Below are 23,925 nucleotides of genomic sequence, written 5' to 3'. Positions count from 1 at the left end.
TCGGCCGGGGTTTCACACGGCGACGGGTCAGCGGCTCAGGCGCTGGAATCGCCGGACCGCGAGCGGCAGGAAGATCGCGGTGATGATCAGCGGCCACACCACGGCCATCAGCAACGCGTGCTGCTCCACCCAGGAATCTCCGCTGCCGACCGGCGTGCCGAACAGCTCACGGGTCGCGGCCACCGTGGAGGAGATCGGGTTCCACGCCGCGATGACGCCCAGCCAGTCCGGCATCAGCTGGGGTGCGACGAAGATGCTGGAGATCATGGTGAGCGGGAAGGCGACCGCGAACAGCCCGCCCGCGGCCTCCGGGTTCGGCACCAGCAACCCGAGCCAGACACCCACCCAGATCAACGCGAATCGCAGCAACAGCAGCAGACCGAAGGCCGCGGCGCCACGCAGCACTCCCCCGTCCGGCCGCCACCCGATGACCAGGGCGGTCAGCATCAGAATGGTCAACTCCGCGCAGGCCACGATCAGATCGGTGACGCCGCGCCCGGACACCACCGCGGAGGAGGCCATCGGCATCGAGCGGAAGCGGTCGATCACGCCGTTGGTGGCGTCGTAGACGACCACCGTCGCGGTGTTGATGAAGCCGAACGCCATCGTCATGGCGAACATGCCCGGCATCAGGAAGCTGCGGTAGTCACCGCCGCCGGGCACGCTCATCGCGCTGCCGAAGACATAGCCGTACAGCAGTACCGACAGGATCGGGAAGCCGAGTTGCCAGGCGATGTTGACCGGCTGACGCTGATAGTGGGTCAGCCCGCGGCGCACGATATTCCAGCAATCGGCGATCGCCCAGTAGGCGCGGGAACGCGTACGGCTCGGGGTGAGGTCCACGGTGCTCATCGGGTCGCCTCCTCGGTGGTGGTGCGGTGGCCGGTCAACTGCAGGAAGACGTCGTCGAGACTGGGTCTGCGCAAACCGATGTCCTCCACGTCCACACCTTCGTCCTGGAGTGTGCGCGCGACCTCGGTGAGCGCCGCGACGCGCTCGGTGACCGCCGCCGATACCCGTCGTTCGACGTCGTCGGTGTCCGGTTCGCCGTCGCACACCCGGGCCACCACTTTGGCGACGGCGGGCAGGTCGGCCACGTCCGCGGCCACGACCTCGATGCGGTCGCCGCCCACGGTGCTCTTCAATCCGTCCGGGGTGTCCTCGGCGATGGCGCGTCCATGATCGATGACGGTGATCCGGGAGGCGAGTTTGTCCGCCTCCTCCAGATACTGCGTCGTCAGCAGCACCGTGGTGCCGTCGGCGACCAAGGCGCGCACCGACTCCCAGACCTCGCCTCGACTGCGCGGATCGAGTCCGGTGGTGGGCTCGTCGAGGAACAGCACGTCCGGCGCGAGGATCATCGACGCCGCCAGATCGAGCCTGCGGCGCATGCCGCCGCTGTACTTGCCGACGCCGCGGTCACCGGCCTCGGTCAGGTCGAAACGCTCGAGCAGTTCGGTGGCCCGCTGCTTTGCCCGGCGTCCGCCGAGGTGGAACAACCGGCCGAACATCTCCAGGTTCTGCCGCCCGGTGAGCACTTCGTCGACGGCGGCGTACTGGCCGGTCAGCCCGATGCGGGCGCGCACCTCACGCGGCCGGTGGGCGACGTCGAGGCCTGCCACGCTCGCACGGCCGCCGTCCAGCCGGATCAGCGTGGACAGGATGCGCACCGCGGTGGTCTTGCCCGCGCCGTTGGGCCCGAGCAGCCCGTGCACCGTGCCGCGCCGCACGGTCAGATCGAATCCGTCCAGGGCTCGCTTGTCCCCGTATCTCTTCTCCAGTCCCTCGGCCAGGACCGCGAAATCGTTCACTACTCACCTTCCCCGTGGCGTACCCGAAAACTGGGTACAACGTACTCGAATTAGAGTACAACGTACCCAGTTTTCTGCCAAGCGGATAAGCTGACGATCATGACCGGCACGGAGACCAGCGGCAGCGGCGATATCGCCCGCACCCTCGACCTGCTCTGGGGCGCGGGCCCCCGGCCGAGTCGTGGGCCGAAACCCGGTCTGTCGCTGGACCGGATCGTTGACGCGGCGATCGCGGTGGCCGACGGCGAGGGCCTCGCCGCGGTGACGATGCGCCGGGTCGCGACCGAACTCGGCACCGGAACCATGTCGCTGTACCGCTACCTGCCCGGCAAGGCCGAACTGCTGGATCTGATGCTCGACCGGGTGCAGGCCCCGATCGACGGCCTCGGCGATCGTCTCGACGGATGGCGTGGCGCACTGGAAACCCTCGCCTACGAATCCCTCGCCATGTACCGGCGGCACCCGTGGCTGATCGGAGTGAACCAGTCACGCCCGGTGCTCGGTCCCGGGGCGATGGAAGGCATGGAGAATGTGCTCGGCGCGATCCGGCCGATGGGTTTGCCCGATCGCGAGCTCGTCTCGGTGGTGATCATGGTCTCCGGCTACGTGCTGGGCGCGGCCCGCACACAGCTGTACGAGCAAGAGGCCGAACGCGTCTCGGGCCTGACCGACGCGGAATTCTGGCAGGCGCAGGTCCCCAAGCTGGAACAAGCCATGGCCAGCGGCCGCTACCCGGTCATGGCCGCGCTGTCGGACGACGCGTTCGGCCCGGATTTCGACCACTTCGGTTTCGGGCTACAGCGCATCCTCGACGGCCTCGAACACTATGTGACCCACCGCGACCGCGCTACGCGGCTCGCACCGTGAGCTTCTCGCGCCCGGCCGCCAGCGCGACGTGCGCGACAGCCTCGTCCAGCCCGCGCTTCGGCAGCGGCGCACCGTCGAACATCGCGATCGCGACGGCGTCCTCGGTGAGTTCCCAGATGCCCGCGATGCGTCCGCCGACGACGACGATCGGTGAGATCCAGCCCGCGGTGCGGCTCACCTTCCCGCGGTGGGCGCCGGGCAGCAGGACGGTGTCGCCGGTGCCGGGCCCCAGCACGTACTGGTCGAAGGCGCCGAGCAGGTGCACCGTCGCGCTCGGCGCGGCGGCGGCCACGGCGTCGACCTGGTCGGTCGGCAGGAAGGCGCGCCTGCCCTCCACCTCGACCTCGGTGAGCAGCCCACCCAGCTCGGCGAACCAGCGCCGGACCGTGGTCTTGCGCAGACTGTTGCGGCTGAGCCAGGCGTCGAAGGTCTCCGGCGTCGCCGGGCCGTACGCGCGGAGATAGCCGAGCACCGCCGCGTGCGCCGCGACATCCGGTTCGGGCAGGCCGGGCCAGTCGCGCACCAGATGCGCGGGACTGGTGAAGGTCACCTTGGTGCCCCGCGCCGGACCGTGGCACAGTACCCCCTGCCAGGCCAGGGGTTTGAGCAGCGCGCCCCAGCCGGAGCGCAATTCCTCGCCGAGCCGGTGGAATCCCGGCTCGGACACCAGAGCCTCGACCAACTCCTCGCGGGTGAGCACCGCGCCGTCGAGCACCTCGGCGACCGCCTCGGTCAGCGCCGCCACCTCCGCGGGCGAGGCGCCGAAGTTCTTCTGCCAGGACGGCTTTTCCCAGGTGCGTGCCGAGCCGATGAGCGCCAGGCAAGCCGCGGCCAGGTCCGGAGTGAGTGCGTGCAGGGTGCCGCGCATCGCCCAGGTCTTCAGCAAGGTGCCGTCCTCGAGCGCGCGAACCAGTCCGCCCGGTTCCGGTTTCACGCTGCGCAATGCGACCGCCAGTTCCGCCGCGGAGGTGACCTGCGCCTGCACGCCACACAGGCGTTCGGCGATCGCTGCCACCCCCTCGTCCGCACGGGACCGCACATACTGACGACGCAGCCGCCAGGCGAAGACCTGATCCCAGGTGACCTGCAACTCGTGTTCCCCCTATCACTCAGCTCAGCAGTGCGCCCAGACCCGCGACCATCGCCACGGCCAGCGCCGACCCGGTCACCGTCATCGCGATCACGCCGAGCAGGGCGGTGCGGGTGGTGGCTCGCCGGATCGCACCGACCGGGTCGGCCAGTCGTTCGGCACGGGCCAGCACCGCGGTGCCCGCCGCGGCCAGCACACCCGGCGGCGCGGGCTCGACGATGCCGACGATCGCCAGCAGTCCGCCCAGCAGCGACAGCGACCCGTGCTCGTCGGCGGCCTTGTCGTCGGCGCACATCTCCAGCAGGCGCGCGATCTCGGCCGCGCCGACGGTGAACAGGCGAAGGCCGGGCAGCGTGGTGGCCACCGCACGCAGCACCGCGGTCAACGCCGCGTGCCTGCCGGACAGGTGCGCGCGTTCGTGCGCGAGGACCGCGGCCAGCTGATCGTCGTCCAGCGCGTCCAAGGCGGCGGTGGTGACCACGATGGTGTCGGGCCGTCCCGGCACGCAGTAGACCTGGCGCTCCGGCGAATCCAGCACCACCGCCCCGATACCCGGCACCGGCCTGCCGACCAGCCGGACCGCCCGCGCATGGACGCTGGTCCGCCTGCGCATGTCCACCACGACGCCCACCGCACGCGCCACCAGCGCGACCGTACCGGTGGCGACCAGCGCCGCCACCGCGAACGTGGCCGCTCGGGTGGCCGCGGCGCCGTGCACATGCATCGGGGACCACAGGAACGAAACGCACGCGCGCAACGCGTCCTTCGGATGTCCCCAGTAGGTGGCGAACTCGACGGTCACCAGGGTCGCCGCGATTCCCCACGCGCTCAGCGCACCGACGATCGCGACAACCCAGGCGATCACACCCAGCCGCGGCGCGATACCGCGATGGGTCAGACCGCGCAGCACGGGCGGACCGAAGGTCGCCACGACGCTGCCGTACAGCATCAGAGCTATGGCAAGGCTCACGGCACTTCTGGTGACTTGCGCGCCGCCAGTCTGCGGAGCGCGGCACGCAGTCCAGCCGACTCCTCGGCGCTGATCCGGTCGACGAAATGACTGAGCACCAGATCCGAGCGGCCACCGGAACCCAATGCCTCCAGCATGAGCCGGGCGCTGTGCTCTTCCCTGGTGAGCGTCGGCCAATATCGATAGGCCTTGCCTGCGCGTTCGCGCGCCAGCCAGCCCTTGCGATGCAAGTTGTCCATGGTCGACATCACCGTCGTATAGGCGATGTCCCGCTGAGCCGACAGTTCGTCGAAGATCTCGCGCACCGTTGTGTCCTCTGCGTCCTGATCCCAGATGCGGTCCATGATCACCGCCTCCAGATCCCCGAATCCACGCACCGTACCGACTCCCTCATCCGCGCTGTGCCCCGTCGTGGGAACAGGTTACCGGCAGAGGCGGGTTACTACTGAGGCAACCAGTAGATCGGCCCGGCTCGACGGCTCATGTCGGAGCCCTGTGCGAACATATGTTCGTGTCCGAAGCGCCCGTCTCCCGATCCGGCAGGCCCCGGATACTCGCGCGGGCGGAGGCCTCGATCCTGCATGCCGATCTCGATTCGTTCTATGCCTCGGTCGAGCAGCGTGACGACCCGCGGCTGCGCGGCAAGCCGGTGATCGTCGGCGGCGGAGTGGTCCTGGCCGCCAGCTACGAGGCGAAGGCGTTCGGCGTGCGCACTCCGATGAACGGCGGGCAGGCGCGCCGGTTGTGCCCGCACGCGATCGTGGTGCCCCCGCGCATGTCCGCCTACGCCGAGGCGAGCAAAGCCGTCTTCGACATCTTCCGCGACACCACACCCGTCGTGGAGGGCATCTCCATCGATGAGGCGTTTCTCGACGTCGGCGGGCTGCGCCGGATCTCGGGTGAGCCGGTCGCCATCGCGACGCGGCTGCGCGCCCAAGTGCGCGAGCGCGTCGGCTTGCCGATCTCGGTGGGCATCGCCCGCACCAAGTTCCTGGCCAAGGTGGCCAGTGCGGTCGCCAAGCCCGACGGGTTGCGGCTGGTGCCGCCGGGCGGTGAACTGGAATTCCTGCATCCACTGTCGGTCGAAAGACTCTGGGGTGTAGGCGATGTCACCGCGCGCACGTTGCACGAGCACGGCATCACCCGGGTCGGTCAACTGGCCGAGCTGGGTGAGAGCCCGCTGCGGGCGATGCTCGGCCCCGCCGCGGCCCGCCATCTCTACGCTCTGTCCTGGGCGCGTGACCCGCGCCGCGTCGAGACCGGTCGGCGGCGGCGCTCGATCGGCGCCCAGCGCGCCCTCGGTCGCAGGCATCGTCCCCCCGACGAGATCGAGGCCTACCTGCACGGGCTCACCGATCGGCTCGGCAGGCGCCTGCGCGCGGCGAACCGCGTGTGCCGAACCGTGGTGCTGCGCCTGCGTTTCGACGATTTCACCCGGGCCACCCGGTCCCACACCCTCGCCGAGGCCACCGACCACACCGAGACGATCCTGGGCGCGTCCCGCGCGCTGCTCACCGGGGCGATGCCGCTCATCCAGGAACGCGGTCTCACCCTGATCGGCCTCGCGCTGACCAACCTCGACGACGCCGACGCCGTGCAGCTCACCCTGCCCTTCGAGCCCCGCGCCACCAACACCCTCGACGCGACCCTCGACGACCTACGCAAGCGCTTCGGCTCCGCCGCCGTCACCCGCGCCGCCCTCCTGCACCGCGGCGAGGGCCTCTCGGTACCCCTGCTCCCCGACTGACCAGCTCAGCCGCCGAGTCACGCGAGCGCCCGGCCAGGCGCGCGCAGCCGACCGGGACCGAACCCGCGCTCAGTACGACCGCTTCGGGCGCTTGTCCATCAGCCGCAGGATCAGCGGGGTGAAGATCAGCTGCATGGCCAGCTCCATCTTGCCGCCGGGCACCACGATGCAATTGGTCCGCGACATGAACGAGTCGTGCAGCATCGACAGCAGATACGGGAAGTCGATGACCTTCGGATCCGCGAACCGGATCACCACGAAGCTCTCGTCGGCGGTCGGAATGGTGCGCGCGATAAATGGATTCGAGGTATCCACGGTCGGCACCCGCTGGAAGTTGACGTACGTGCGGGAGAACTGCGGGCAGATGTAGGTGACGTAGTCCGGCATCCGCCGCAGGATCGTGTCGATCACGGCCTCACTGGAGTAACCGCGCTCGGTCTTGTCCCGGATCACCTTCTGAATCCACTCCAGATTGATGATCGGCACGACGCCGACCAGCAGATCGGTGTGCCGGGCCACATCCACCGTGGAGGTGACCGCCGCGCCGTGCAGACCTTCGTAGAACAGCAGGTCACTACCGGGCGCCAGCTCCTGCCACGGCGTGAAGGTCCCTGGTGGCTGTCCGTAGGGCTTGGCCTCGGTCTCGTCGTGCAGGTATCGGCGGACGGTCCCGACACCGGTCTCGCCGTAGTCGCGAAACAGCGTCTCCAGCTCTTTCAGCAGATTCGCCTCCTCACCGAAGTGCGAGAACCGCAGATTGCGGTTCTGCTCGGCCTCGGCCATGGCCAGTTTCATCTCGTTGCGGTCGTAACGATGGAACGAATCGCCCTCGACGATGGCGGCATTGATCCCTTCGCGGCGGAAGATCTCCTGGAACGTCCGCGTCACGCTGGAGGTCCCCGCGCCGGAGGACCCGGTGATCGCGACGACGGGATGCTTGACCGACATGGTTCTCCTCTTCAGCGCTGGGCCGGGCGAAACAGCGAGCGCGTGCCGAACAGCGAGCTGTCGAAGCTGGGTCCCTCGTCGGGTTCGCGGTGATACCGCTCGATGCGCTCGACTTCGTTGCGGGAGCCGAAGATCAGCGGCACCCGCTGGTGGACCTCGCCCGGCGCCACCTCCAGCACCCGCTCGCTGCCGGTGGTCGCCGCACCGCCGGCCTGTTCGACGATGAACGCGATCGGATTGGCGCCGTAGAGCAACGCGACCCGGCCCGGACGCGTGGGCGGGCGGGTGTCGCGCGGATACAGGTAGACCCCGCCACGGGTGAGGATGTGAAAGGTGTCGGCGACCAGCGAGGCCACCCAGCGCATATTGAAATCGCGCTCGCGCGGGCCGTCCACGCCGTCCAGGCACTCGTGCACGTAGCGGCGCACCGGCCGTTCCCAGAAGCGCTCGTTTGCCGCGTTGATCGCGAAACCGGAGGTGTCTTCGGGGATGCGCATCCGGGGGTGGGTCAGCACGAACGCGCCGATCTCCCGGTCCAGGGTGAATCCGTCCACCCCGCTGCCGGTCGTCAGCACCAGCATGGTCGCGGGCCCGTACAGGGTGAACCCCGCGCACACCTGCTCGACGCCTGGCTGCAGGAAATCCGCCGCGCTCGGGGTGCTGGTGGCGCCGCCCCGCGCGGGCGGCGCACGCAGCACGCTGAAGATCGTGCCCACCGGCAGGTTGACGTCGATGTTGGACGAACCGTCCAGGGGATCGAACGCCAACAGGTACTTGCCGCGCCGATGCGTGTCCGGCACCTGATGAATGTCGCTGATCTGCTCGGACAGCAACGCCGAAAGATGCCCCGTCCATTGGGTTTCGGCGACCATGATGTCGTTGCTGATCACGTCCAGCTCGCGATGCACGGTCGGTGGCATATTGTCCGGATTCGCGGGTGGGAGTCGGGCGGGATCGATCACCGCACCGATCCATCCGGCGATCGCGCCCCGGGTGACCTGATTCGCGACGATCTTCGTCGCCGTCGCGATCACGTTCACCAAGGCGGAGAACTCACCGGAGGATCCGGGATGCCGGTGCTCCTGCTCGATGGTGTAGCGGGTGAGGGTTTTCAGTCCTTCTGGCATCGCGCCTCGATCTCGTCACCGGAGGGCTCGCACAGTCGGCCCGCCGGGTGGCTCGGTTTCGGTGAACACGCTGCTGCCGTAGACATCCCGGTCGGTCAGCGTGATCAGATCGGTCTTGGTCAGCGGTCTGCGCAACTCGACGAGACGTTTGGCCTGGCGCAGTCGGCAACGGTCCAGGGCATTGCGCACGCTGCGCGCGTTGGAGAAGCGCGGACGGGCCATCCGGCGTTCCAGGTATTCACCGAAGGCCGTCCGCGCCGCGGCCTCGAAGCGGAAGCTCTCCGCGGCCACCATGAGTTCGGCGATGCCGAGCAGTTCCGCGTGCGTGTAGTCGGCGAACTCCAGGTGATGGGCCACCCGCGAGGACAGTCCCGGATTGGCCGAGAAGAAGCGGTCCATCCGATCCGGGTATCCGGCGAAGATCACCACCAGGCTGGCGCGCTCGTTCTCCATCTCCTGCAACAGGATCTCGATCACCTCCTGCCCGTAGTCGCGTTCGTTCTCCGGCCGGAACAGGTAGTAGGCCTCGTCGATGAACAGCACGCCACCCGCCGCCTTGGCCAGCGCCTCCTTCGTCTTCGGCGCGGTGTGCCCGATGAACTGGCCCACGAGGTCGTCGCGGGTCACGGTGTGCACCTTCGGTTTCCGGATGTAGCCGAGGGCGTGCAGCATCTGCGCCATCCGCAACGCCACCGTGGTCTTGCCGGTGCCGGGCCCGCCGGTGAAGCTCATGTGCATGGTGGGCCGCGACGAGGTCAGCCCGAACCGCTGACGGGCGCGATCGATCAGCAGCAGCGCCGCGATCTCGCGCACCCGCCGCTTCACCGGCGCCAGCCCGATCAGTTCCGCGTCCAGCCTGCGCAGCGTCTCCTCGACGTCGTGGCCCGCGATGTCGGTGGACAGATCCAGCACCGCGTCCTCGTCCAGGATCTCCGGCGCCTCGGGTTTGGCGGGCGCCGTCCGCACCGCGCCGGGGGCCTCGGCCCCCGGACGGTGCAGACGGAATCCCGAGCCGTTGCGCTCAGCCGCCATATCGGTCTCCCGGGCGGACGGTCGTGGCGTACGAGTGCAGACCATAGGTCTGCCGACGGTCCGGGCCCTCGGTGCGGGTGAGCACGAAGCCGGGCTCGTCGGGCGGGCGCTGCACCAGGAAGCTCAGGGCCGTCGTCTGCCTGGTGTAGCGCGCGTCGTAGGCCAGCACCCGCACGTAGTGGCGCGGAAAAGTCGCCCGGCACGCGTTGATCTCGGCCAGCACGCCGTCGGGCTCGTCGAGGTCGAACAGCGGCAACCCCCACATCTCCCAGTAGGCGTTGCGCGGATGCGGATCGTCGGTGTACTCGATGGAGACCGGCCAACTGTTGAGCAGCGCGTAGCGCACCTGTGCGGCGATCTGCTCGTCGGTCAGCGGCGGGAGGTAGCAGAACGTTCCGTGCCGTAGATACATGGGTTGTCCTTCCTGGATGCTCAGCGGCTGACCGTCGGCACGGCGTCCGGCGCGTCGGTGGAGGTGTAGTCGAAGGTGACATCGCCCCAGGTGGCCAGCGCGACGTCGAGCGGGCGGCAGATCTCGGCCGCCTTCCGCAATACCTCCGGCCCTTCCTTCAGCAGGTCACGGCCTTCGTTGCGGGCCTGCACGACCGCCTCCAGCGCCACCCGGTTCGCCTCCGCGCCCGCGGCGATGCCGAGCGGATGCCCGATCGTGCCGCCGCCGAATTGCAGCACCACGTCGTCGCCGAACAGGTCGAGCAGCTGATGCATCTGCCCGGCGTGGATGCCACCGGAGGCCACCGGCATCACACCCGGCAGGCTCGCCCAGTGCTGGTCGAAGAAGATCCCATTGGCCGGCTCGGTCCGAATGTGGTTCTCCCGCAGCGTGTCGTAGAACCCCTTCGTCGTCGCCGGGTCGCCCTCGAGCTTCCCGACCACGGTGCCCGCGTGCAGATGGTCGACGCCGATCAGCCTGCACCACTTGGCCAGCACACGGAAGCTGACACCGTGGGTCTTCTGCCGGGTGTAGGTGGAATGCCCCGCGCGATGCAGATGCAGCAGCACCCCGTTGCGGCGCGCCCAGTGCGACATCGACTGCATCGCGGTGAATCCGACGGTGAGGTCCATCATGATGACGACGCTGCCGAGCTCCTTGGCGAACTCCGCGCGCTCGTACATGTCCTCCATCGATGCCGCGGTCACATTCAGGTAGTGGCCTTTGATCTCGCCGGTCTCGGCCATCGCCCGGTTCACGCCCTCCATCGCGAACAGGTACCGGTCGCGCCAGCGCATGAACGGCTGCGAGTTGATGTTCTCGTCGTCCTTGGTGAAATCCAGGCCGCCCTTGCACGCCTCGTAGATCACCCGCCCGTAATTGCGCGCGGATAGCCCGAGTTTCGGTTTCACCGTCGCACCGAGCAGCGGCCTGCCGTATTTGTTGAGATATTCGCGTTCCATCACCGTGCCGTGCGGCGGCCCCTGGAACGTCTTCACGTATGCCACCGGAATGCGCATGTCCTCCAGCCGCAGCGCGAGCAGCGGCTTGAATCCGAACACGTTGCCGATGATCGAGGAGGTCAAGTTCGTGATCGACCCTTCCTCGAACAGGTCGAGATCATAGGCGATATAGGCGAAGTACTCCCCCGGTCGCCCGGGGACCTCGTCGATCCGGTAACACTTCGCCTGATAGCGCGAGTGCGCGGTGAGCCGGTCGGTCCACACCACCGTCCAAGTCGCCGTGGAGGATTCACCCGCCACCGCGGCAGCGGCCTCGATCGGATCGACGCCACGTTGCGGGGTCACCCGGAACACGGCGAGCACGTCGGTTTCCGACGGCTGGTAGTCGGGGGCGTAATAGCCCATCGACGCATAGGATTGGACACCCGGATCCCAGCGGTCACGTTCGATTTCTTCGGCCATCGTTCCTCCTGCTGTGCCACTGCGGGACACCCGCACCCGGGTGAACGGGCGTGCCTTGGGATTTCCAGGATGACGGGCCGGATGACAACAAACAATTTGATTGTTCCTCGCGATACCCAACATATTCATTGAGTTTGTTACCGTTCTTCGGTGGGTATGGTGAGTGCGGCTCGGATGGAAACCTTCCTGGCCGTGTCCCGCCAGGGCAGCATTCGCCGGGCCGCCGCGCAGCTGCACATCACCGAGGCCGCCGTCTCCGCGGCCGTCGCGCACATCGAGAAACAGCTCGGCGCCAAGCTCGTCGCGAAAGCCGGGCGCGGGATCGCGCTCACCGAAGCGGGTCGCGTCTACGCCGAGTACTGCCGCGGAATTCTCGGGCTGATGAAGGAGGCCCAGGCCGCTGTGCGCCGTGCCGAGACCGGACGGCTGCGGATCGGCGTGGTCGCCACCGCGGGCGAATACGTCCTGCTACGGCCGCTGGCCTCGTTCCGCCGCCGGTTCCCCGATATCGAGCTGAGCCTGTCGGTGCATCCGCGCGACGCGCTGTTCCTCGAATTGCAGCACCACGAAACGGATCTCGTCATCGCGGGCCGTCCGCCACAGGACACGGGGCTGGTGGTGCGCGCGCGGCGATCGAGCCGCCTGGTCGTGGTCGGCCTGCCGGAACTGGACCCGCTGCACACCACCTGGCTGCTGCGCGGCCGCGGCTCGGGCACCCGCGAGGCCACCCTCGCGCTGCTCGACCAGCTGCGGATCGAACCGCCCACGCTCACCCTCGGGTCACACGGCGCGGCCCTGGCCGCCGCGCGAGAAGGTCTGGGCGTCACGCTGATCCACAGCGACGCGATCTCCCAGGATCTGGAGAACGGCGTGCTGCGCGTCCTCCCGGTGGAGGGCACCCCGCTGGACCGTCCGTGGCATGCCGTCACCACTCGCACCCCGACCCCGACCACCCGCCTGTTCCTCACCCATCTGCTCGACCCCGCCGAGGTCGGCTCCGACGCCTTCCACCCGCACTGACCTGCCTGCCACTCCCCGGAACGGGGCGAAACCCCTGGCCGGGGCTGAGCGCGGTGCGCCGCATCGGGCTGCGCGGCTACAGCTGCCCGTGTTGCGAGTCGAAAGTCAGCACGCGGCCGCCCAGTTGGATCTGGGCGCCGGGTGCGAGGGTGACCGGATGGCCCGGCACCGCGCGGACCCAATCTTGGCGTCCGGGATGACGAATGTGGGTGCCGTTGGTGGAGCCGCCGTCCACGACCGTCACGTCCCAGTCGACGAGGCGGATCTCCGCGTGCGCTCGCGACATGCCCCCCGAGCTGTCCTCCAGCCGCACCGGGCGCGCCCCGCGCGCGACCGCCTCCGAGTGCTCCGGTTCGCGGCCCAGAACACAGTCGTTGTCCAGGACGAACGACGTGCCGTCGTCCAGCAGCAGCACACCCAGCGGGGGGCGCACCCCTTCGCTCAGCACGCAGGTGAGCTGGTCCATCCGGATCCCGCACACCGCGCAGAACGACACCCGCGGATCGTTGTGATGATGCCGGGCACATTGGAATCCGTGCACGATCACCCGATGCCCGAGCGTGTTCGAGCCGGTCGATCCGAGCGCGTCCGCGACTACCTCGGCGGAGGGCACCATCGTCTCGGCGAGGTTCGCATCGTTGGCGATCGCGTAGTCCCGATCGGTGCGGTGCGCGGGCCGCGCCTGCGCCGGGCTCGGCGGAAGCGGTTGCGCCACGGGCGGTGTCATGCCTTGGCGCGGCGTCGCCCGCCGCGCGGAGGCCTGGAAATCGACTTCGGTCGCGGCGTCGGCGGCTTCCTCGTCCTTGCGCAGGCTCGGCGCCCGCGGGGGCGGCGGCGCGGACGCCTGCTCGGACTCCGGCTGCGCTCCGCGTCGGTGCGGTTCCGGCAGTGCCTGCGGTCCGGCGGCGACCTGTGATTGCGGCCCTGCGGCGAGCGGCTGTTCCGCGGCGGGCCGCGCTTCGGGGGCTGGTCGGGGCTCGACGCGCGGCGGCTCCGCTGCCCACTGCGGTCCGGGGGTCGACTCCGGCGCCGATGCCGCGTGGGGCTCGGCGAGAGGCGGTTGGGGCGCGGAACCCGCCCGCGGTTGGCCCAGGGACTCGGTGACGCCGTCGATCGCCGGTTCGCCGCCGATCACGTCCGGCGCCATCCCTGACCACAGCACCGCGCCCGAACCCGGGACTGTCCCCGCGCCCAGCGCGAAGATCCCGCGCCCCGGCAGGGATTGGGCGGTCCGCCCGGCTTCGTCCACGAACAACCCCGCGCCGCTGCCCGGCGCCGGCGTCACCATGCGGTCGACGGTGAATCCGGCGTCCCGGCCGCGAAGCACCTCCGTGTGGCCGGGACCTGCGAGCACCGCGGTGACCCCGCCGTGCAGGAACACCGCGAGGCCGTTGTCCACGGGCGTGATCACCCCGAATTCGACCTCGTCCTCTTCACCGTTGGACAGGCTCATGAGCCAGGTCGTGGCCAGCCGCGCCACCGCGCGCCCGCTGCGGCGCCGGTCCCGTGCGACGGCTTCGCGCACGATGTCCAGCAGCGCCGTCATCGTCCGGGCCGCCACCGTGTCCGCCGTGACGGCGCCGTCGCCACGGTGCGCGACGACCACGACCGCGCCGCCCGCGCTCGCCACCAGATGGGCGCCGGGCAACGCCTCGATCTGCGCGCTCACAGGAACCGGCCGCCTTGGAACCGCCACCGGTGGAACACCACGCGCATCGGCCCGTTCACGATGAGCCAGAAGACGACCCACGTGACGACGAACTGGATTCCGAACGCCACGAGCGACGGACGCAGATGCTCGGGCAGCACCACGGTGGTGTAACGCACGAGGACCCACATCAGCGCTCCCTCGTTGAGGATGGTGACGAAACCGAACAGGGTCGGCCAGTCCTTTTCCCAGCGGAACTGCTGCAGGAAATGGTAGAGCAATTCCCACAGCACACCGACCAGAACCGTCGCCAGCAGGACCGACAATGTCACCCGGTAGGCCTGACCGATGCTCAACGAACCGGTCGGCAGAACCGGGGTGATGATCAGCGCGACGACGAAGCCGATCACGCTCAGCGCGAGAAGACGGGTCTGGATTCGCCCGTTCAAAGTAGGAAGCATCGCTCAGATCTTCTCGTTCGTAACCCACAACCACCATTGCCGCGTCGAGCGCAGCGGCCCCATCCTGCGGCAGAGTCCGACCGCGGCCAGATCGTCGGCGATCTCCTGCGCGGCGATCTGCAGCCCGAGGAAGGTGTCCACGCCGACGAACGGCCCGCCGAGCGTGGCGCTGCCGGAGGCATACATCCGTCCGGGGCCGCTGCGGGTGCCGATCAGCTCGAATGTCGTGTCCACGTCGAGCCGGCCGAGCGGATTGCGACCGGCGCCGGTGTGGTCGAGCAGGTCGGCCAGCAGCCGGTGCTCGCGGATGTCGGCTTCCAAGCCCGTGCAGTCGATGATGTAGTCGACGGTCGTGTCGAACGGTTGCGCCGGCGGCGGAAACGGCAGCGGCGCACCGGTGTCCGGAAGAATCGTCGCGACCACGCCTTGCCGTCCCCCGGCCGGGCGCGGAGCCCGCATCGCTCCCGCCATCACCTGGTACCACCCCTCTCGGCGGCCACGGCGCAGCTGTTCCTGCCAGTTGTCCCGGATCGGGGTGTTGGTACCCGAGATCTCCTTGTACGCCCGCGCCCGTTCCTCACCCTGCAGATTGCGCACTTTCTGCTTGAGCTGACCGCCCCACACCGACTTCGGATAGTTGAACCCCTGATAGGCCCATCCGTCTCCGCCCTTGCGCCTGCTGAAGATGTTCTTGCCGTGCGGGCCGGCGATATACGTGCGGAACAGGTGCAGGATCCGGGTGTCGAGCCGGTGCTTGTCCCGGTCGTCGATGAGTCGTTGCAGGACGCGGCTCGCGACGATTCCGCTGCCGCGGATCAGCACGGTGCCGGGCCGCCGCTGCAGCGCCTGGTAGACGTGCTCGTGCGGCTCGTAGGCGTTGACCACGCGGGTCGGATCACGATGGGTTTCGCGATACTCCTGCAGGTCGGGCAACAGCTTCAAGCCCGGATAACCCACCGCCACATGGACATACGTGCTGCGGAAGGCGACGCGCTTGGTCGGCGTCGACCCCGCGGGCGGGGTGAGGATGGTGAAGTATCCGCCGCCGTGGCGCTTGCGCACCATACGCACGTGGCCGCGATGCAGGGAGCGCGCGTAACCGATGCGGTGGAACTCCCGCTCCATGGCGTCGAACGCCTGGCCGGCGCGCGGGGTGTAGTAATTGGCGAAGATCGGCTCGACGAAGACGTTCCACAGCGCTTTGATCGACTTGTCGGCGATGGCCTCGCGCACCGCGTACGAGGGGAAGCCCCAGATGTTGTCCGGCGTCGAGGCCGAGTCGCTGCGCAGGCGCTCGCCGCGGGGAATCTGGGAGACCCTCGTCAGATACTCATAGGAGGCCCAGGGGTGCTCCTGCGGACCGAGTACCGCCATCGCCTCGGCGGGCACACCGAAGATCCGGAGCGTGTCATAGGTGACGAACGATCCGATCCCACTGCCGATGGTCACGAACGGAACGTCGATCACCGGAATACCGGCGTGGCCCAGCATCTCATCGGTCCACACGTCGGTGTCGACGAGGGCCTGCGTGATATCTCCCCGCATTGGCCGGACTCTACCGGCAGATTCTTATCAACTGCTTGTCATCGGCTTTCGACCCGCGACCACGCCGGTGACGCGCGGTGGACGACGCGCGGCAACCAACTGCGCCGAACCTGCCACGCGCCCCGCCCTCGCGGACGTACCATGCCGATCGTGGCCGATTCCACTCGTTCCACCCCTCTGCGGGTTCTCGTGTACAGCAACGACGCCGACACCAGGCGTCAGGTGATCCAGGCCTTGGGCAAGCGCCCGCACCCGGAACTACCGGCGTTCGAGTACCTAGAGGTGGCCACCGCCCCCGTGGTGATCGCGCAGCTGGATGCGGGCGGCATAGACCTGGCCGTGCTCGACGGCGAGGCGGCCCCTGTGGGCGGGCTCGGCATCGCCAAGCAGTTGAAGGACGAAGTCGATCCGTGCCCGCCGCTGCTGGTGCTCACCGGCCGTCCGGATGACGCCTGGCTGGCCAGCTGGTCGCGCGCGGAGGCCGCGGTGGCGCACCCCATCGACCCGCTCCGGCTCACCGAGGCCGTCGTGGCACTGCTGCGCGGCCGTTCCGCGGCCTGATCGTCGCCTACTCCCTCCGCCTGCGGCAGCTATTCATAGCGATCTTGAATTAGTGCTTCTCCGCGCACGACTGTGCCGAGTTCCCGGTCGAACGGGTCCCGAACCCCGGTGCGGTCGACGCTCCCGGCCTTCGCGTCGCTGTCGCCGTTGCCGACTCCGAACCCGCTCGGGACCACATTCTACGTCGCGAAACCCGGCATTTCCGGCTGCCAACTGACCGTTCAGCCAAGACTCCGGGCCCGCCGCGCGGATTACCACCGTTTCGGTCATAAATGCTTGTACTGAATTCGATCAAACGACGTCGCCAAACCCGGTGCGGGCCGCCCGTTCGGTTGTAGGCTGTGCCGTACCTCACATGGGAACGGACCCGGTAATGACCGCTCCCGGGTGAAGCCGAGGGGCGAGTCTGGCCGAGGCGGACAACGACGTCAGCCCGCCTCGGACGCTGTTGTCAGCTGCCGCTCGCAAGGAGGGGAAGTGCAGTCGTGAATATCGAGATGCCGACGCTTGTACTCGGCGCGATCGCGGCGGCGTTCGCGCTGTTCTCCATCGCCCTATCGGCCCTGGTCGGCCCGAAACGGCACAACCGGGCGAAACTGGAACCCTACGAATGCGGTATCGAACCCACGCCGCATGCCGTGGCCGGTGGGCCAGGAAACATTACGGGACAACGCTTTCCGGTGAAGTACTACCTCACCGCGATGTTGTTCATCATCTTCGACATCGAGATCGTGTTCCTCTACCCGTGGGCAGTGCACTTCGATGCGCTCGGTCTCTTCGGTCTCGCCGCGATGGCGTTGTTCATCTTCAACGTCTCGGTGGCCTACGCCTACGAATGGCGGCGCGGCGGCCTCAGCTGGGACTGAATGCCGCGCAGCCGAATTCGTAGCCGACGAGTGGAAGCGAGTCAGTAGAACATGGGTCTCGAGGAAAAACTGCCCAGCGGCTTCCTGCTGAGCACGGTCGAGGATTTCGCCGGATTCCTGCGCAAGGGCTCCCTATGGCCGGCGACCTTCGGGCTGGCCTGCTGCGCCATCGAGATGATGGCCACCGGCGGCGGACGTTTCGACATCGCCCGCTTCGGCATGGAAGCGTTCCGCGCCTCGCCGCGGCAGGCCGATCTGATGATCGTCGCCGGCCGGGTGAGCCAGAAGATGGCCCCGGTGCTACGCCAGGTCTACGACCAGATGACCGAACCGAAATGGGTGCTGGCGATGGGCGTCTGCGCGTCCTCGGGCGGGATGTTCAACAACTACGCCATCGTGCAGGGCGTCGACCACGTGGTTCCGGTCGACATCTACCTGCCCGGCTGCCCACCCCGGCCGGAGATGCTGCTGAACGCGATCCTGGCATTGCACGCCAAGATTCAGCAGATGCCGCTCGGGGTCAACCGTGAGGAGGCCATCCGCGCCGCCGAACAGGCCGCGCTCGCCTCGACCCCGACCATCCGGATGGAGGGTCTGCTCCGATGACCTTCGACACCCCCGACGACACCGACGCCCCGCCCGCGCACGACGCAATCGATGCCGCTGCCACCGCGGGCCCCGAGGGCACCCTGCCCGAAGAGGATTCCGCGCAGCCCGGCGCCGAGGTGATCGGCGTGCGCCGCGGCATGTTCGGCGTGTCCGGCACCGGCGACACCTCCGGCTACGGCGGCCTGGTCCGCCCGGTCATCCTGCCGGGCAGCACTCCCGCCCCGTACGGCGGGTACTTCGACGAGGTGGTCGACGCGCTGCATGCCGCGCTCACCGCCATCGGCACCCGCTTGGACGCGGCGCTGGAGAAGGTGATCGTCTTCCGCGGCGAGCTCACCCTGCACGTGCACCGGGAGCATCTGCCGTCGGTCGCCCGCGCGTTGCGGGACGATCCCGCACTGCGTTTCGAGCTCTGCCTGGGCGTCAACGGCGTGCACTACCCGGAGGATTCCGGCCGCGAACTCCACGCCGTCTATCACCTCATGTCGATCACGCACAACCGCCGCCTGCGGGTGGAGGTCTCCGCCCCCGACGCCGACCCGCACATCCCTTCGCTCTACGAGGTGTACCCGACCACCGACTGGCACGAGCGCGAGACCTACGACTTCTTCGGCATCCGGTTCGACGGGCACCCCTCGCTGACCCGGATCACCATGCCGGACGACTGGCGCGGCCACCCCCAGCGCAAGGACTACCCGCTCGGCGGGATCCCGGTCGAATACAAGGGCGCGCGCATCCCGCCGCCCGACGAGCGGAGGGCATACAGCTGATGAACGACACCGACACCGAACCCGGCCTCGCCGAGGGCACCGCGCCCGAGCCCGCCACGGTCACCGTGGCGGGGCAGGACTGGGGCCAGGTGGCCGACACGCTGGCCGGCGCGGGCGAGGAACGCATCGTCGTCAACATGGGCCCGCAGCACCCGTCCACGCACGGTGTGCTGCGGCTGATCCTGGAGATCGAAGGCGAAACCGTCACCGAAGCCCGCTGCGGAATCGGCTACCTGCACACCGGAATCGAGAAGAACCTCGAATTCCGCAACTGGATCCAGGGCGTCACCTTCGTCACCCGCATGGACTACCTGTCGCCGTTCTTCAACGAGACGGCGTACTGCCTGGGCGTGGAGAGATTGCTCGACATCACCGAGCAGATCCCGGAGCGCGCCACGATCATCCGCGTGCTGCTGATGGAGCTCAACCGCATCTCCTCGCACCTGGTCGCCCTGGCCACCGGCGGCATGGAACTCGGCGCGCTGACTCCGATGCTGTTCGGCTTCCGGGAGCGCGAACTGATCCTCGACGTATTCGAGACGATCACCGGGCTGCGCATGAACCACGCGTTCATCCGCCCCGGCGGCCTGGCGCAGGATCTGCCCGACGACGGCGTCACGAAGGTCCGTGAACTGCTCGCCCTGCTGCCCAAACGGCTGCGCGACATGGAACACCTGCTCACCGCCAACCCCATCTGGAAGTCCCGCACGCAGGACATCGGCTACCTCGACCTGCAGGGGTGCATGGCGCTCGGCATCACCGGCCCGGTGCTGCGCGCCACCGGCCTGCCGCACGACATGCGCCGAGCCCAGCCCTACTGCGGCTACGAGAACTACGAATTCGACGTCCCCACCACCACCGGATGCGACTGCTACGGCCGCTACGTCATCCGCGTGGAGGAGATGAAGGAGTCGCTGAAGATCGTCGAGCAGTGCCTGGACCGGCTGCGACCCGGCCCCGTCATGATCGACGACAAGAAGATCGCCTGGCCCGCCGACCTGCAGATCGGGGCGGACGGCCTCGGCAACTCCCCCAGGCACATCGGCAAGATCATGGGCACCTCCATGGAGGGGCTGATCCACCACTTCAAGCTGGTCACCGAAGGCATCCGCGTTCCGGCGGGACAGGTGTACGTGGCCGTTGAGTCGCCGCGCGGCGAGCTGGGGGTGCACATGGTCAGCGACGGCGGAACCCGGCCCTACCGGGTGCACTACCGCGACCCCTCGTTCACCAATCTGCAAGCGGTCGCGGCGATGTGCGAGGGCGGCATGGTCGCCGACGTCATCGCCTCGGTCGCCAGCATCGACCCGGTCATGGGCGGAGTGGACCGATGAACCCGACATCGCACCGCGAATCCACCGACGGCAACGGCCGCGCGACAAGTGGGACGCCGGTCCTGCTGAAGCTCGAAACCCGGCCCGAGCCCTACCAACCCTTCGTGCGCGAGCGGCTGGAAACCGACGCCAAGGAGATCATCGCGCGCTACCCGCACCCGCGTTCCGCGCTGCTGCCGCTGCTGCACCTGGTGCAGTCCGAGGAGGGCTACGTCACCGGCACCGGAATCGAGTTCTGCGCGGAACAATTAGGGCTGACCGGCGCCGAAGTCACCGCCGTCGCCACCTTCTATTCGATGTTCCGGCGCACACCCACCGGCGACTACCACGTCGGCGTCTGCACCAACACACTGTGCGCGGTGATGGGCGGCGACGCCATCCTCGCCGCGCTCGAACGCCACCTCGGCATCGGGCACGGCCAGACCACGGCGGACGGGTCGATCACGCTCGAGCACGTCGAGTGCAACGCGGCCTGCGACTTCGCGCCGGTGGTCATGGTCAACTGGGAGTTCTTCGACAACCAGACCCCCGAATCCGCGCGTGCCCTGGTGGACGCCCTGCGTGCCGGAGCGCAGGTCACCCCCACCCGCGGCGCGCCGCTGTGCACGTTCAAGCAGACCGCGCGCATCCTGGCCGGATTCCCGGACGAGCGCCCCGGCGTCCTGGACGGCGCCGCGGGCGAGGCGACACTCGCCGGTCTGCGCGTCGCTCGGGCGCAGGGCATGAAAGCGCCCGCGCCGCAACAGGATCCGGAGGGCCCGCGATGACGCTCACTCCGGTGTTGAGCACCTACTGGGACGACCCGCAGTCCTGGACGATGGACACCTACCTGCGCCACGACGGCTACCAGGCGCTGCGCACCGCCCTGCGGATGGAACCGGACCAGATCATCCAGACCGTCAAGGACGCGGGCCTGCGCGGGCGCGGCGGCGCGGGCTTCCCCACCGGCATGAAGTGGAGTTTCATCCCGCAGGGCCCCGGACCCGACGGCGTCACCAAACCGCACTACCTGGTGGTGAACGCCGACGAGTCGGAACCGGGTACCTGCAAGGACATTCCGCTCATGCTCGCCGCGCCGCACGCGCTGATCGAAGGCGTCGTCATCGCCGCCTACGCCATCCGCGCCGCGCACGCGTTCATCTACGTGCGCGGCGAGGTCGTTCCGGTGCTGCGTCGGCTACAAGCCGCGGTGGCCCAGGCCTACCAAGCGGGTTTCCTCGGTCACGACATCCTCGGCTCCGGCTACGACCTCGAACTCCTCGTGCACGCGGGCGCGGGCGCCTACATCTGCGGCGAGGAGACCGCGCTGCTCGACTCGCTGGAAGGCCGCCGCGGCCAACCCCGCCTGCGCCCGCCGTTCCCCGCCGTCGCAGGCCTCTACGCCTGCCCGACCGTGGTGAACAACGTGGAATCCATCGCCAGCGTGCCCCCCATCATCCGCAACGGCATCACCTGGTTCCGTTCGATGGGCAGCGAGAGGTCCCCCGGTTTCACCCTCTACTCGCTGTCGGGTCATGTGACCCGGCCGGGGCAGTACGAGGCGCCGCTGGGCGTCACGCTGCGCGAACTCCTCGGCTACGCGGGCGGCGTGCGCGCCGGGCACCGGGTGAAATTCTGGACCCCGGGCGGCTCCTCCACGCCGCTGTTCACCGAGGAACACCTCGACGTGCCCCTCGACTACGAGGGCGTCGCGGGCGCGGGATCCATGCTCGGCACCAAGGCGCTGCAGATCTTCGACGACACCACCTGCGTGGTGCGGGCGGTGCTGCGCTGGACGGAGTTCTACGCGCACGAGTCCTGCGGCAAGTGCACCCCGTGCCGGGAGGGCACCTACTGGCTGGTGCAGCTGCTGGAACGGATCGAAGCGGGCACCGGCGCCGAGTCCGACCTGGACAAGCTGCTCGACATCAGCGACACCATCAACGGCAAGTCGTTCTGCGCCCTCGGTGACGGCGCGGCCAGCCCGATCATCTCCTCGCTGAAGTACTTCCGCGAGGAGTACGCCGAACACCTGCGGCTCGGCGGATGTCCATTCGACCCGGCGCGCGCCACCGCATGGGCCGAGTCAGGAGAAGAGGTCCGATGAAACCGGTCTCGCGCAGCGATTCGATCACCGGCGGCGGCCGGACGACGGGCGGGCCTGCCGTCGTGAGCGGCCACACCGGCGGGCCCACTCCCGCCGACCTGGTCACCGTGACCATCGACGACACCGCGGTCAGCGTCCCGCCCGGCACCTTGCTGATCCGGGCCGCCGAACTGATCGGCATCCAGATCCCCCGTTTCTGCGACCATCCGCTGCTCGACCCGGTCGGCGCCTGCCGCCAGTGCCTGGTCGAGGTGGAAGGGCAGCGCAAACCGGTCGCCTCCTGCACCATGGCCGTCGCCGACGGCATGGTGGTCCGCACCCAGCTCACCTCCCCTGCCGCCGACAAGGCGCAGGAGGGCGTGATGGAGCTGCTGCTGATCAACCATCCGCTCGACTGCCCGGTCTGCGACAAGGGCGGCGAATGCCCGCTGCAGAACCAGGCGATGTCCACCGGACGCGCCGAATCCCGGTTCGAGGGACGCAAACGCACCTATCCCAAACCGATCCCGCTGTCGACAGCGGTGCTGCTGGACCGGGAACGCTGCGTGCTCTGCGCCCGCTGCACCCGTTTCTCCCAGCAGATCGCCGGCGACCCGTTCATCGAGCTGATGGACCGCGGTGCGCTGCAACAGGTCGGCACCGCGCAGGCCGAACCGCTGGACTCCTACTTCTCCGGCAACACCGTGCAGATCTGCCCGGTCGGTGCGCTCACCGGCACCGCCTACCGATTCCGCGCCCGCCCGTTCGACCTGGTGTCCAGCCCGAACGTCTGCGAACACTGCGCTTCCGGTTGCGCACAGCGCACCGACCATCGGCGCGGCAAGGTGCTGCGCAGGCTGGCCGGTGACGACCCGCAGGTCAACGAGGAGTGGAACTGCGACAAGGGCCGCTGGGCCTTCGCCTACGCCACCGAACCCGATCGGCTCACCACCCCGCTGGTGCGCGGCTGGGACGGCGAACTCGCCCCGGCCTCCTGGTCGGCGGCACTGGCCGCGGCCGCGGAGGGACTGGCCGCCTCCTTCGGCAACGCCGGCGTGCTCGTCGGCGGCCGGGTCACCGAGGAGGACGCCTACGCCTACGCCAAATTCGCGCGGGTCGCCCTCGGCACCAACGACATCGACTTCCGCTCCCGCGCCCATTCGGCGGAGGAAGCCGACTTCCTCGCCGCCCGCGTCGCCGGTCAGGACGGCACGGTGACCTACGACAGCATGGAGGCCGCGCCGGTCGTCCTGCTCGTCGGATTCGAACCCGAAGAAGAGTCGCCGATCGTCTACCTGCGGCTGCGCAAGGCCGCCCGCAAGCGCCGCCTGCCGATCTACTCGCTCGCGCCGTATTCCTCGCGCGGACTCGACCGCATGTCCGGGCGGCTGATGCGGGCCGTGCCGGGCGCCGAACCGCATCTGCTCGACGCCATCCGCACCGGCGAGATCACCACCCCCGGCGCGGATCCGGCGCAGCTCGCGGATCTGGCCCGACTGCTGCGCGAACCCGGCGCGGTGATCATGGTCGGTGAGCGGATGGCGGGTGTGGCGGGCACGCTGTCGGCCGCCGTACGCCT

24 protein-coding genes are annotated in these 23,925 nt (G+C 68.8%); 11 read left to right on the top strand and 13 right to left on the bottom strand.

Going from position 1 to position 23,925, the window contains the following annotated elements:
• Nucleotides 1–27 precede the first annotated feature (27 nt).
• Nucleotides 28–852 carry an ABC transporter permease gene (locus ON19_RS13620; RefSeq protein WP_043691120.1) on the bottom strand — a complete coding sequence of 275 codons (825 nt, stop codon included), beginning with the start codon at nucleotides 850–852 and terminating at the stop codon, nucleotides 28–30.
• Nucleotides 849–1,811: a daunorubicin resistance protein DrrA family ABC transporter ATP-binding protein gene (locus ON19_RS13615; RefSeq protein ID WP_043691117.1), complete on the bottom strand. Its 963-nt coding sequence runs from the start codon at nucleotides 1,809–1,811 to the stop codon at nucleotides 849–851. Before ON19_RS13615 ends, ON19_RS13620 begins: the two co-directional genes overlap by 4 nt.
• A 99-nt stretch (nucleotides 1,812–1,910) precedes the next feature.
• Here ON19_RS13615 and ON19_RS13610 point away from each other — a divergent pair, with 99 nt between their 5' ends.
• Nucleotides 1,911–2,678 (top strand): TetR/AcrR family transcriptional regulator, encoded by a 768-nt coding sequence (locus tag ON19_RS13610; protein ID WP_043691113.1) that lies wholly within the window; start codon nucleotides 1,911–1,913, stop codon nucleotides 2,676–2,678.
• Here ON19_RS13610 and ON19_RS13605 read toward each other — a convergent pair.
• Genes ON19_RS13605 through ON19_RS13595 form a run of 3 tightly spaced genes read right to left on the bottom strand, consistent with a single transcriptional unit; the run spans nucleotide 2,659 to nucleotide 5,115 of the window.
• Complete coding sequence (locus tag ON19_RS13605; RefSeq protein WP_043691111.1) at nucleotides 2,659–3,768, bottom strand: winged helix DNA-binding domain-containing protein; 1,110 nt, start codon at nucleotides 3,766–3,768, stop codon at nucleotides 2,659–2,661. The genes ON19_RS13610 and ON19_RS13605 overlap by 20 nt on opposite strands.
• Before the next feature lie 19 nt (nucleotides 3,769–3,787).
• Nucleotides 3,788–4,738 carry a M56 family metallopeptidase gene (locus ON19_RS13600; RefSeq protein ID WP_043691107.1) on the bottom strand — a complete coding sequence of 317 codons (951 nt, stop codon included), beginning with the start codon at nucleotides 4,736–4,738 and terminating at the stop codon, nucleotides 3,788–3,790.
• Complete coding sequence (locus tag ON19_RS13595; protein ID WP_043691105.1) at nucleotides 4,735–5,115, bottom strand: BlaI/MecI/CopY family transcriptional regulator; 381 nt, start codon at nucleotides 5,113–5,115, stop codon at nucleotides 4,735–4,737. The genes ON19_RS13600 and ON19_RS13595 overlap by 4 nt, the downstream gene beginning before the upstream one ends.
• Nucleotides 5,116–5,243: 128 nt before the next feature.
• Here ON19_RS13595 and dinB point away from each other — a divergent pair, with 128 nt between their 5' ends.
• On the top strand, nucleotides 5,244–6,485 hold the full coding sequence (gene dinB, locus ON19_RS13590; RefSeq protein WP_043691104.1) for a DNA polymerase IV: 1,242 nt from the start codon (nucleotides 5,244–5,246) through the stop codon (nucleotides 6,483–6,485).
• Between the two features lie 69 nt (nucleotides 6,486–6,554).
• Here dinB and ON19_RS13585 read toward each other — a convergent pair whose 3' ends face one another.
• The 5 genes from ON19_RS13585 to ON19_RS13565 are packed head-to-tail and all read right to left on the bottom strand — an operon-like array spanning nucleotide 6,555 to nucleotide 11,467.
• On the bottom strand, nucleotides 6,555–7,433 hold the full coding sequence (locus ON19_RS13585) for a phosphoribulokinase (protein ID WP_043691102.1): 879 nt from the start codon (nucleotides 7,431–7,433) through the stop codon (nucleotides 6,555–6,557).
• Between the two features lie 11 nt (nucleotides 7,434–7,444).
• Nucleotides 7,445–8,560 carry a class 1 fructose-bisphosphatase gene (locus tag ON19_RS13580; protein WP_043691099.1) on the bottom strand — a complete coding sequence of 372 codons (1,116 nt, stop codon included), beginning with the start codon at nucleotides 8,558–8,560 and terminating at the stop codon, nucleotides 7,445–7,447.
• 15 nt (nucleotides 8,561–8,575) lie between these two features.
• On the bottom strand, nucleotides 8,576–9,592 hold the full coding sequence (locus ON19_RS13575; RefSeq protein ID WP_051168839.1) for an AAA family ATPase: 1,017 nt from the start codon (nucleotides 9,590–9,592) through the stop codon (nucleotides 8,576–8,578).
• Complete coding sequence (locus ON19_RS13570) at nucleotides 9,582–10,004, bottom strand: ribulose bisphosphate carboxylase small subunit (protein ID WP_043691098.1); 423 nt, start codon at nucleotides 10,002–10,004, stop codon at nucleotides 9,582–9,584. Before ON19_RS13570 ends, ON19_RS13575 begins: the two co-directional genes overlap by 11 nt.
• Nucleotides 10,005–10,024: 20 nt before the next feature.
• Nucleotides 10,025–11,467: a form I ribulose bisphosphate carboxylase large subunit gene (locus ON19_RS13565; RefSeq protein ID WP_043691095.1), complete on the bottom strand. Its 1,443-nt coding sequence runs from the start codon at nucleotides 11,465–11,467 to the stop codon at nucleotides 10,025–10,027.
• A 156-nt stretch (nucleotides 11,468–11,623) separates the two neighbouring features.
• Here ON19_RS13565 and ON19_RS13560 point away from each other — a divergent pair, with 156 nt between their 5' ends.
• Entirely contained in the window at nucleotides 11,624–12,487 is an 864-nt protein-coding gene (locus tag ON19_RS13560) for a LysR family transcriptional regulator (RefSeq protein ID WP_227955007.1), read from the top strand.
• A gap of 76 nt (nucleotides 12,488–12,563) precedes the next feature.
• On the opposite strand, the gene ON19_RS13555 is transcribed toward ON19_RS13560, so the two are convergent.
• The 3 genes from ON19_RS13555 to ON19_RS13545 are packed head-to-tail and all read right to left on the bottom strand — an operon-like array spanning nucleotide 12,564 to nucleotide 16,141.
• Nucleotides 12,564–14,156: an FHA domain-containing protein gene (locus ON19_RS13555; RefSeq protein ID WP_043691086.1), complete on the bottom strand. Its 1,593-nt coding sequence runs from the start codon at nucleotides 14,154–14,156 to the stop codon at nucleotides 12,564–12,566.
• Nucleotides 14,153–14,596, bottom strand: coding sequence for a hypothetical protein (locus ON19_RS13550; protein ID WP_043691084.1), 444 nt, complete (start codon nucleotides 14,594–14,596; stop codon nucleotides 14,153–14,155). The genes ON19_RS13555 and ON19_RS13550 overlap by 4 nt, the downstream gene beginning before the upstream one ends.
• A 3-nt stretch (nucleotides 14,597–14,599) precedes the next feature.
• On the bottom strand, nucleotides 14,600–16,141 hold the full coding sequence (locus ON19_RS13545; protein WP_051168838.1) for a hypothetical protein: 1,542 nt from the start codon (nucleotides 16,139–16,141) through the stop codon (nucleotides 14,600–14,602).
• Nucleotides 16,142–16,282: 141 nt separating this feature from the next.
• Here ON19_RS13545 and ON19_RS13540 point away from each other — a divergent pair, with 141 nt between their 5' ends.
• The 8 genes from ON19_RS13540 to ON19_RS13505 form a co-directional block, all read left to right on the top strand.
• The gene (locus tag ON19_RS13540; protein ID WP_043691082.1) at nucleotides 16,283–16,702 is read left to right on the top strand and encodes an Rv3143 family two-component system response regulator; all 420 of its coding nucleotides are present in this window, start codon (nucleotides 16,283–16,285) and stop codon (nucleotides 16,700–16,702) included.
• Nucleotides 16,703–17,199: 497 nt separating this feature from the next.
• Nucleotides 17,200–17,568 (top strand): NADH-quinone oxidoreductase subunit A, encoded by a 369-nt coding sequence (locus ON19_RS13535; protein WP_265337067.1) that lies wholly within the window; start codon nucleotides 17,200–17,202, stop codon nucleotides 17,566–17,568.
• 51 nt (nucleotides 17,569–17,619) lie between these two features.
• Nucleotides 17,620–18,174 (top strand): NuoB/complex I 20 kDa subunit family protein, encoded by a 555-nt coding sequence (locus tag ON19_RS13530; protein ID WP_043691073.1) that lies wholly within the window; start codon nucleotides 17,620–17,622, stop codon nucleotides 18,172–18,174.
• Nucleotides 18,171–18,947 carry an NADH-quinone oxidoreductase subunit C gene (locus tag ON19_RS13525; protein WP_174377696.1) on the top strand — a complete coding sequence of 259 codons (777 nt, stop codon included), beginning with the start codon at nucleotides 18,171–18,173 and terminating at the stop codon, nucleotides 18,945–18,947. The genes ON19_RS13530 and ON19_RS13525 overlap by 4 nt, the downstream gene beginning before the upstream one ends.
• A complete protein-coding gene (locus ON19_RS13520) occupies nucleotides 18,947–20,281 on the top strand; it encodes an NADH-quinone oxidoreductase subunit D (protein WP_174377695.1) in 1,335 nt (444 codons plus the stop codon). Before ON19_RS13525 ends, ON19_RS13520 begins: the two co-directional genes overlap by 1 nt.
• Nucleotides 20,278–21,048 (top strand): NADH-quinone oxidoreductase subunit NuoE, encoded by a 771-nt coding sequence (gene nuoE, locus ON19_RS13515; protein WP_043691066.1) that lies wholly within the window; start codon nucleotides 20,278–20,280, stop codon nucleotides 21,046–21,048. The genes ON19_RS13520 and nuoE overlap by 4 nt, the downstream gene beginning before the upstream one ends.
• Nucleotides 21,045–22,367, top strand: coding sequence for an NADH-quinone oxidoreductase subunit NuoF (gene nuoF, locus ON19_RS13510; RefSeq protein WP_043691060.1), 1,323 nt, complete (start codon nucleotides 21,045–21,047; stop codon nucleotides 22,365–22,367). Before nuoE ends, nuoF begins: the two co-directional genes overlap by 4 nt.
• Nucleotides 22,364–23,925: NADH-quinone oxidoreductase subunit G (locus tag ON19_RS13505; protein WP_255218383.1), on the top strand; the 1,562-nt coding region annotated here is incomplete at its 3' end. The genes nuoF and ON19_RS13505, both read left to right, overlap by 4 nt.

Origin of the sequence: Nocardia abscessus NBRC 100374 (assembly GCF_000308455.1) — a bacterium.
In the GTDB taxonomy this organism is placed as follows: domain Bacteria; phylum Actinomycetota; class Actinomycetes; order Mycobacteriales; family Mycobacteriaceae; genus Nocardia; species Nocardia abscessus.
This window is presented reverse-complemented; position numbering and strand designations above follow the sequence as displayed.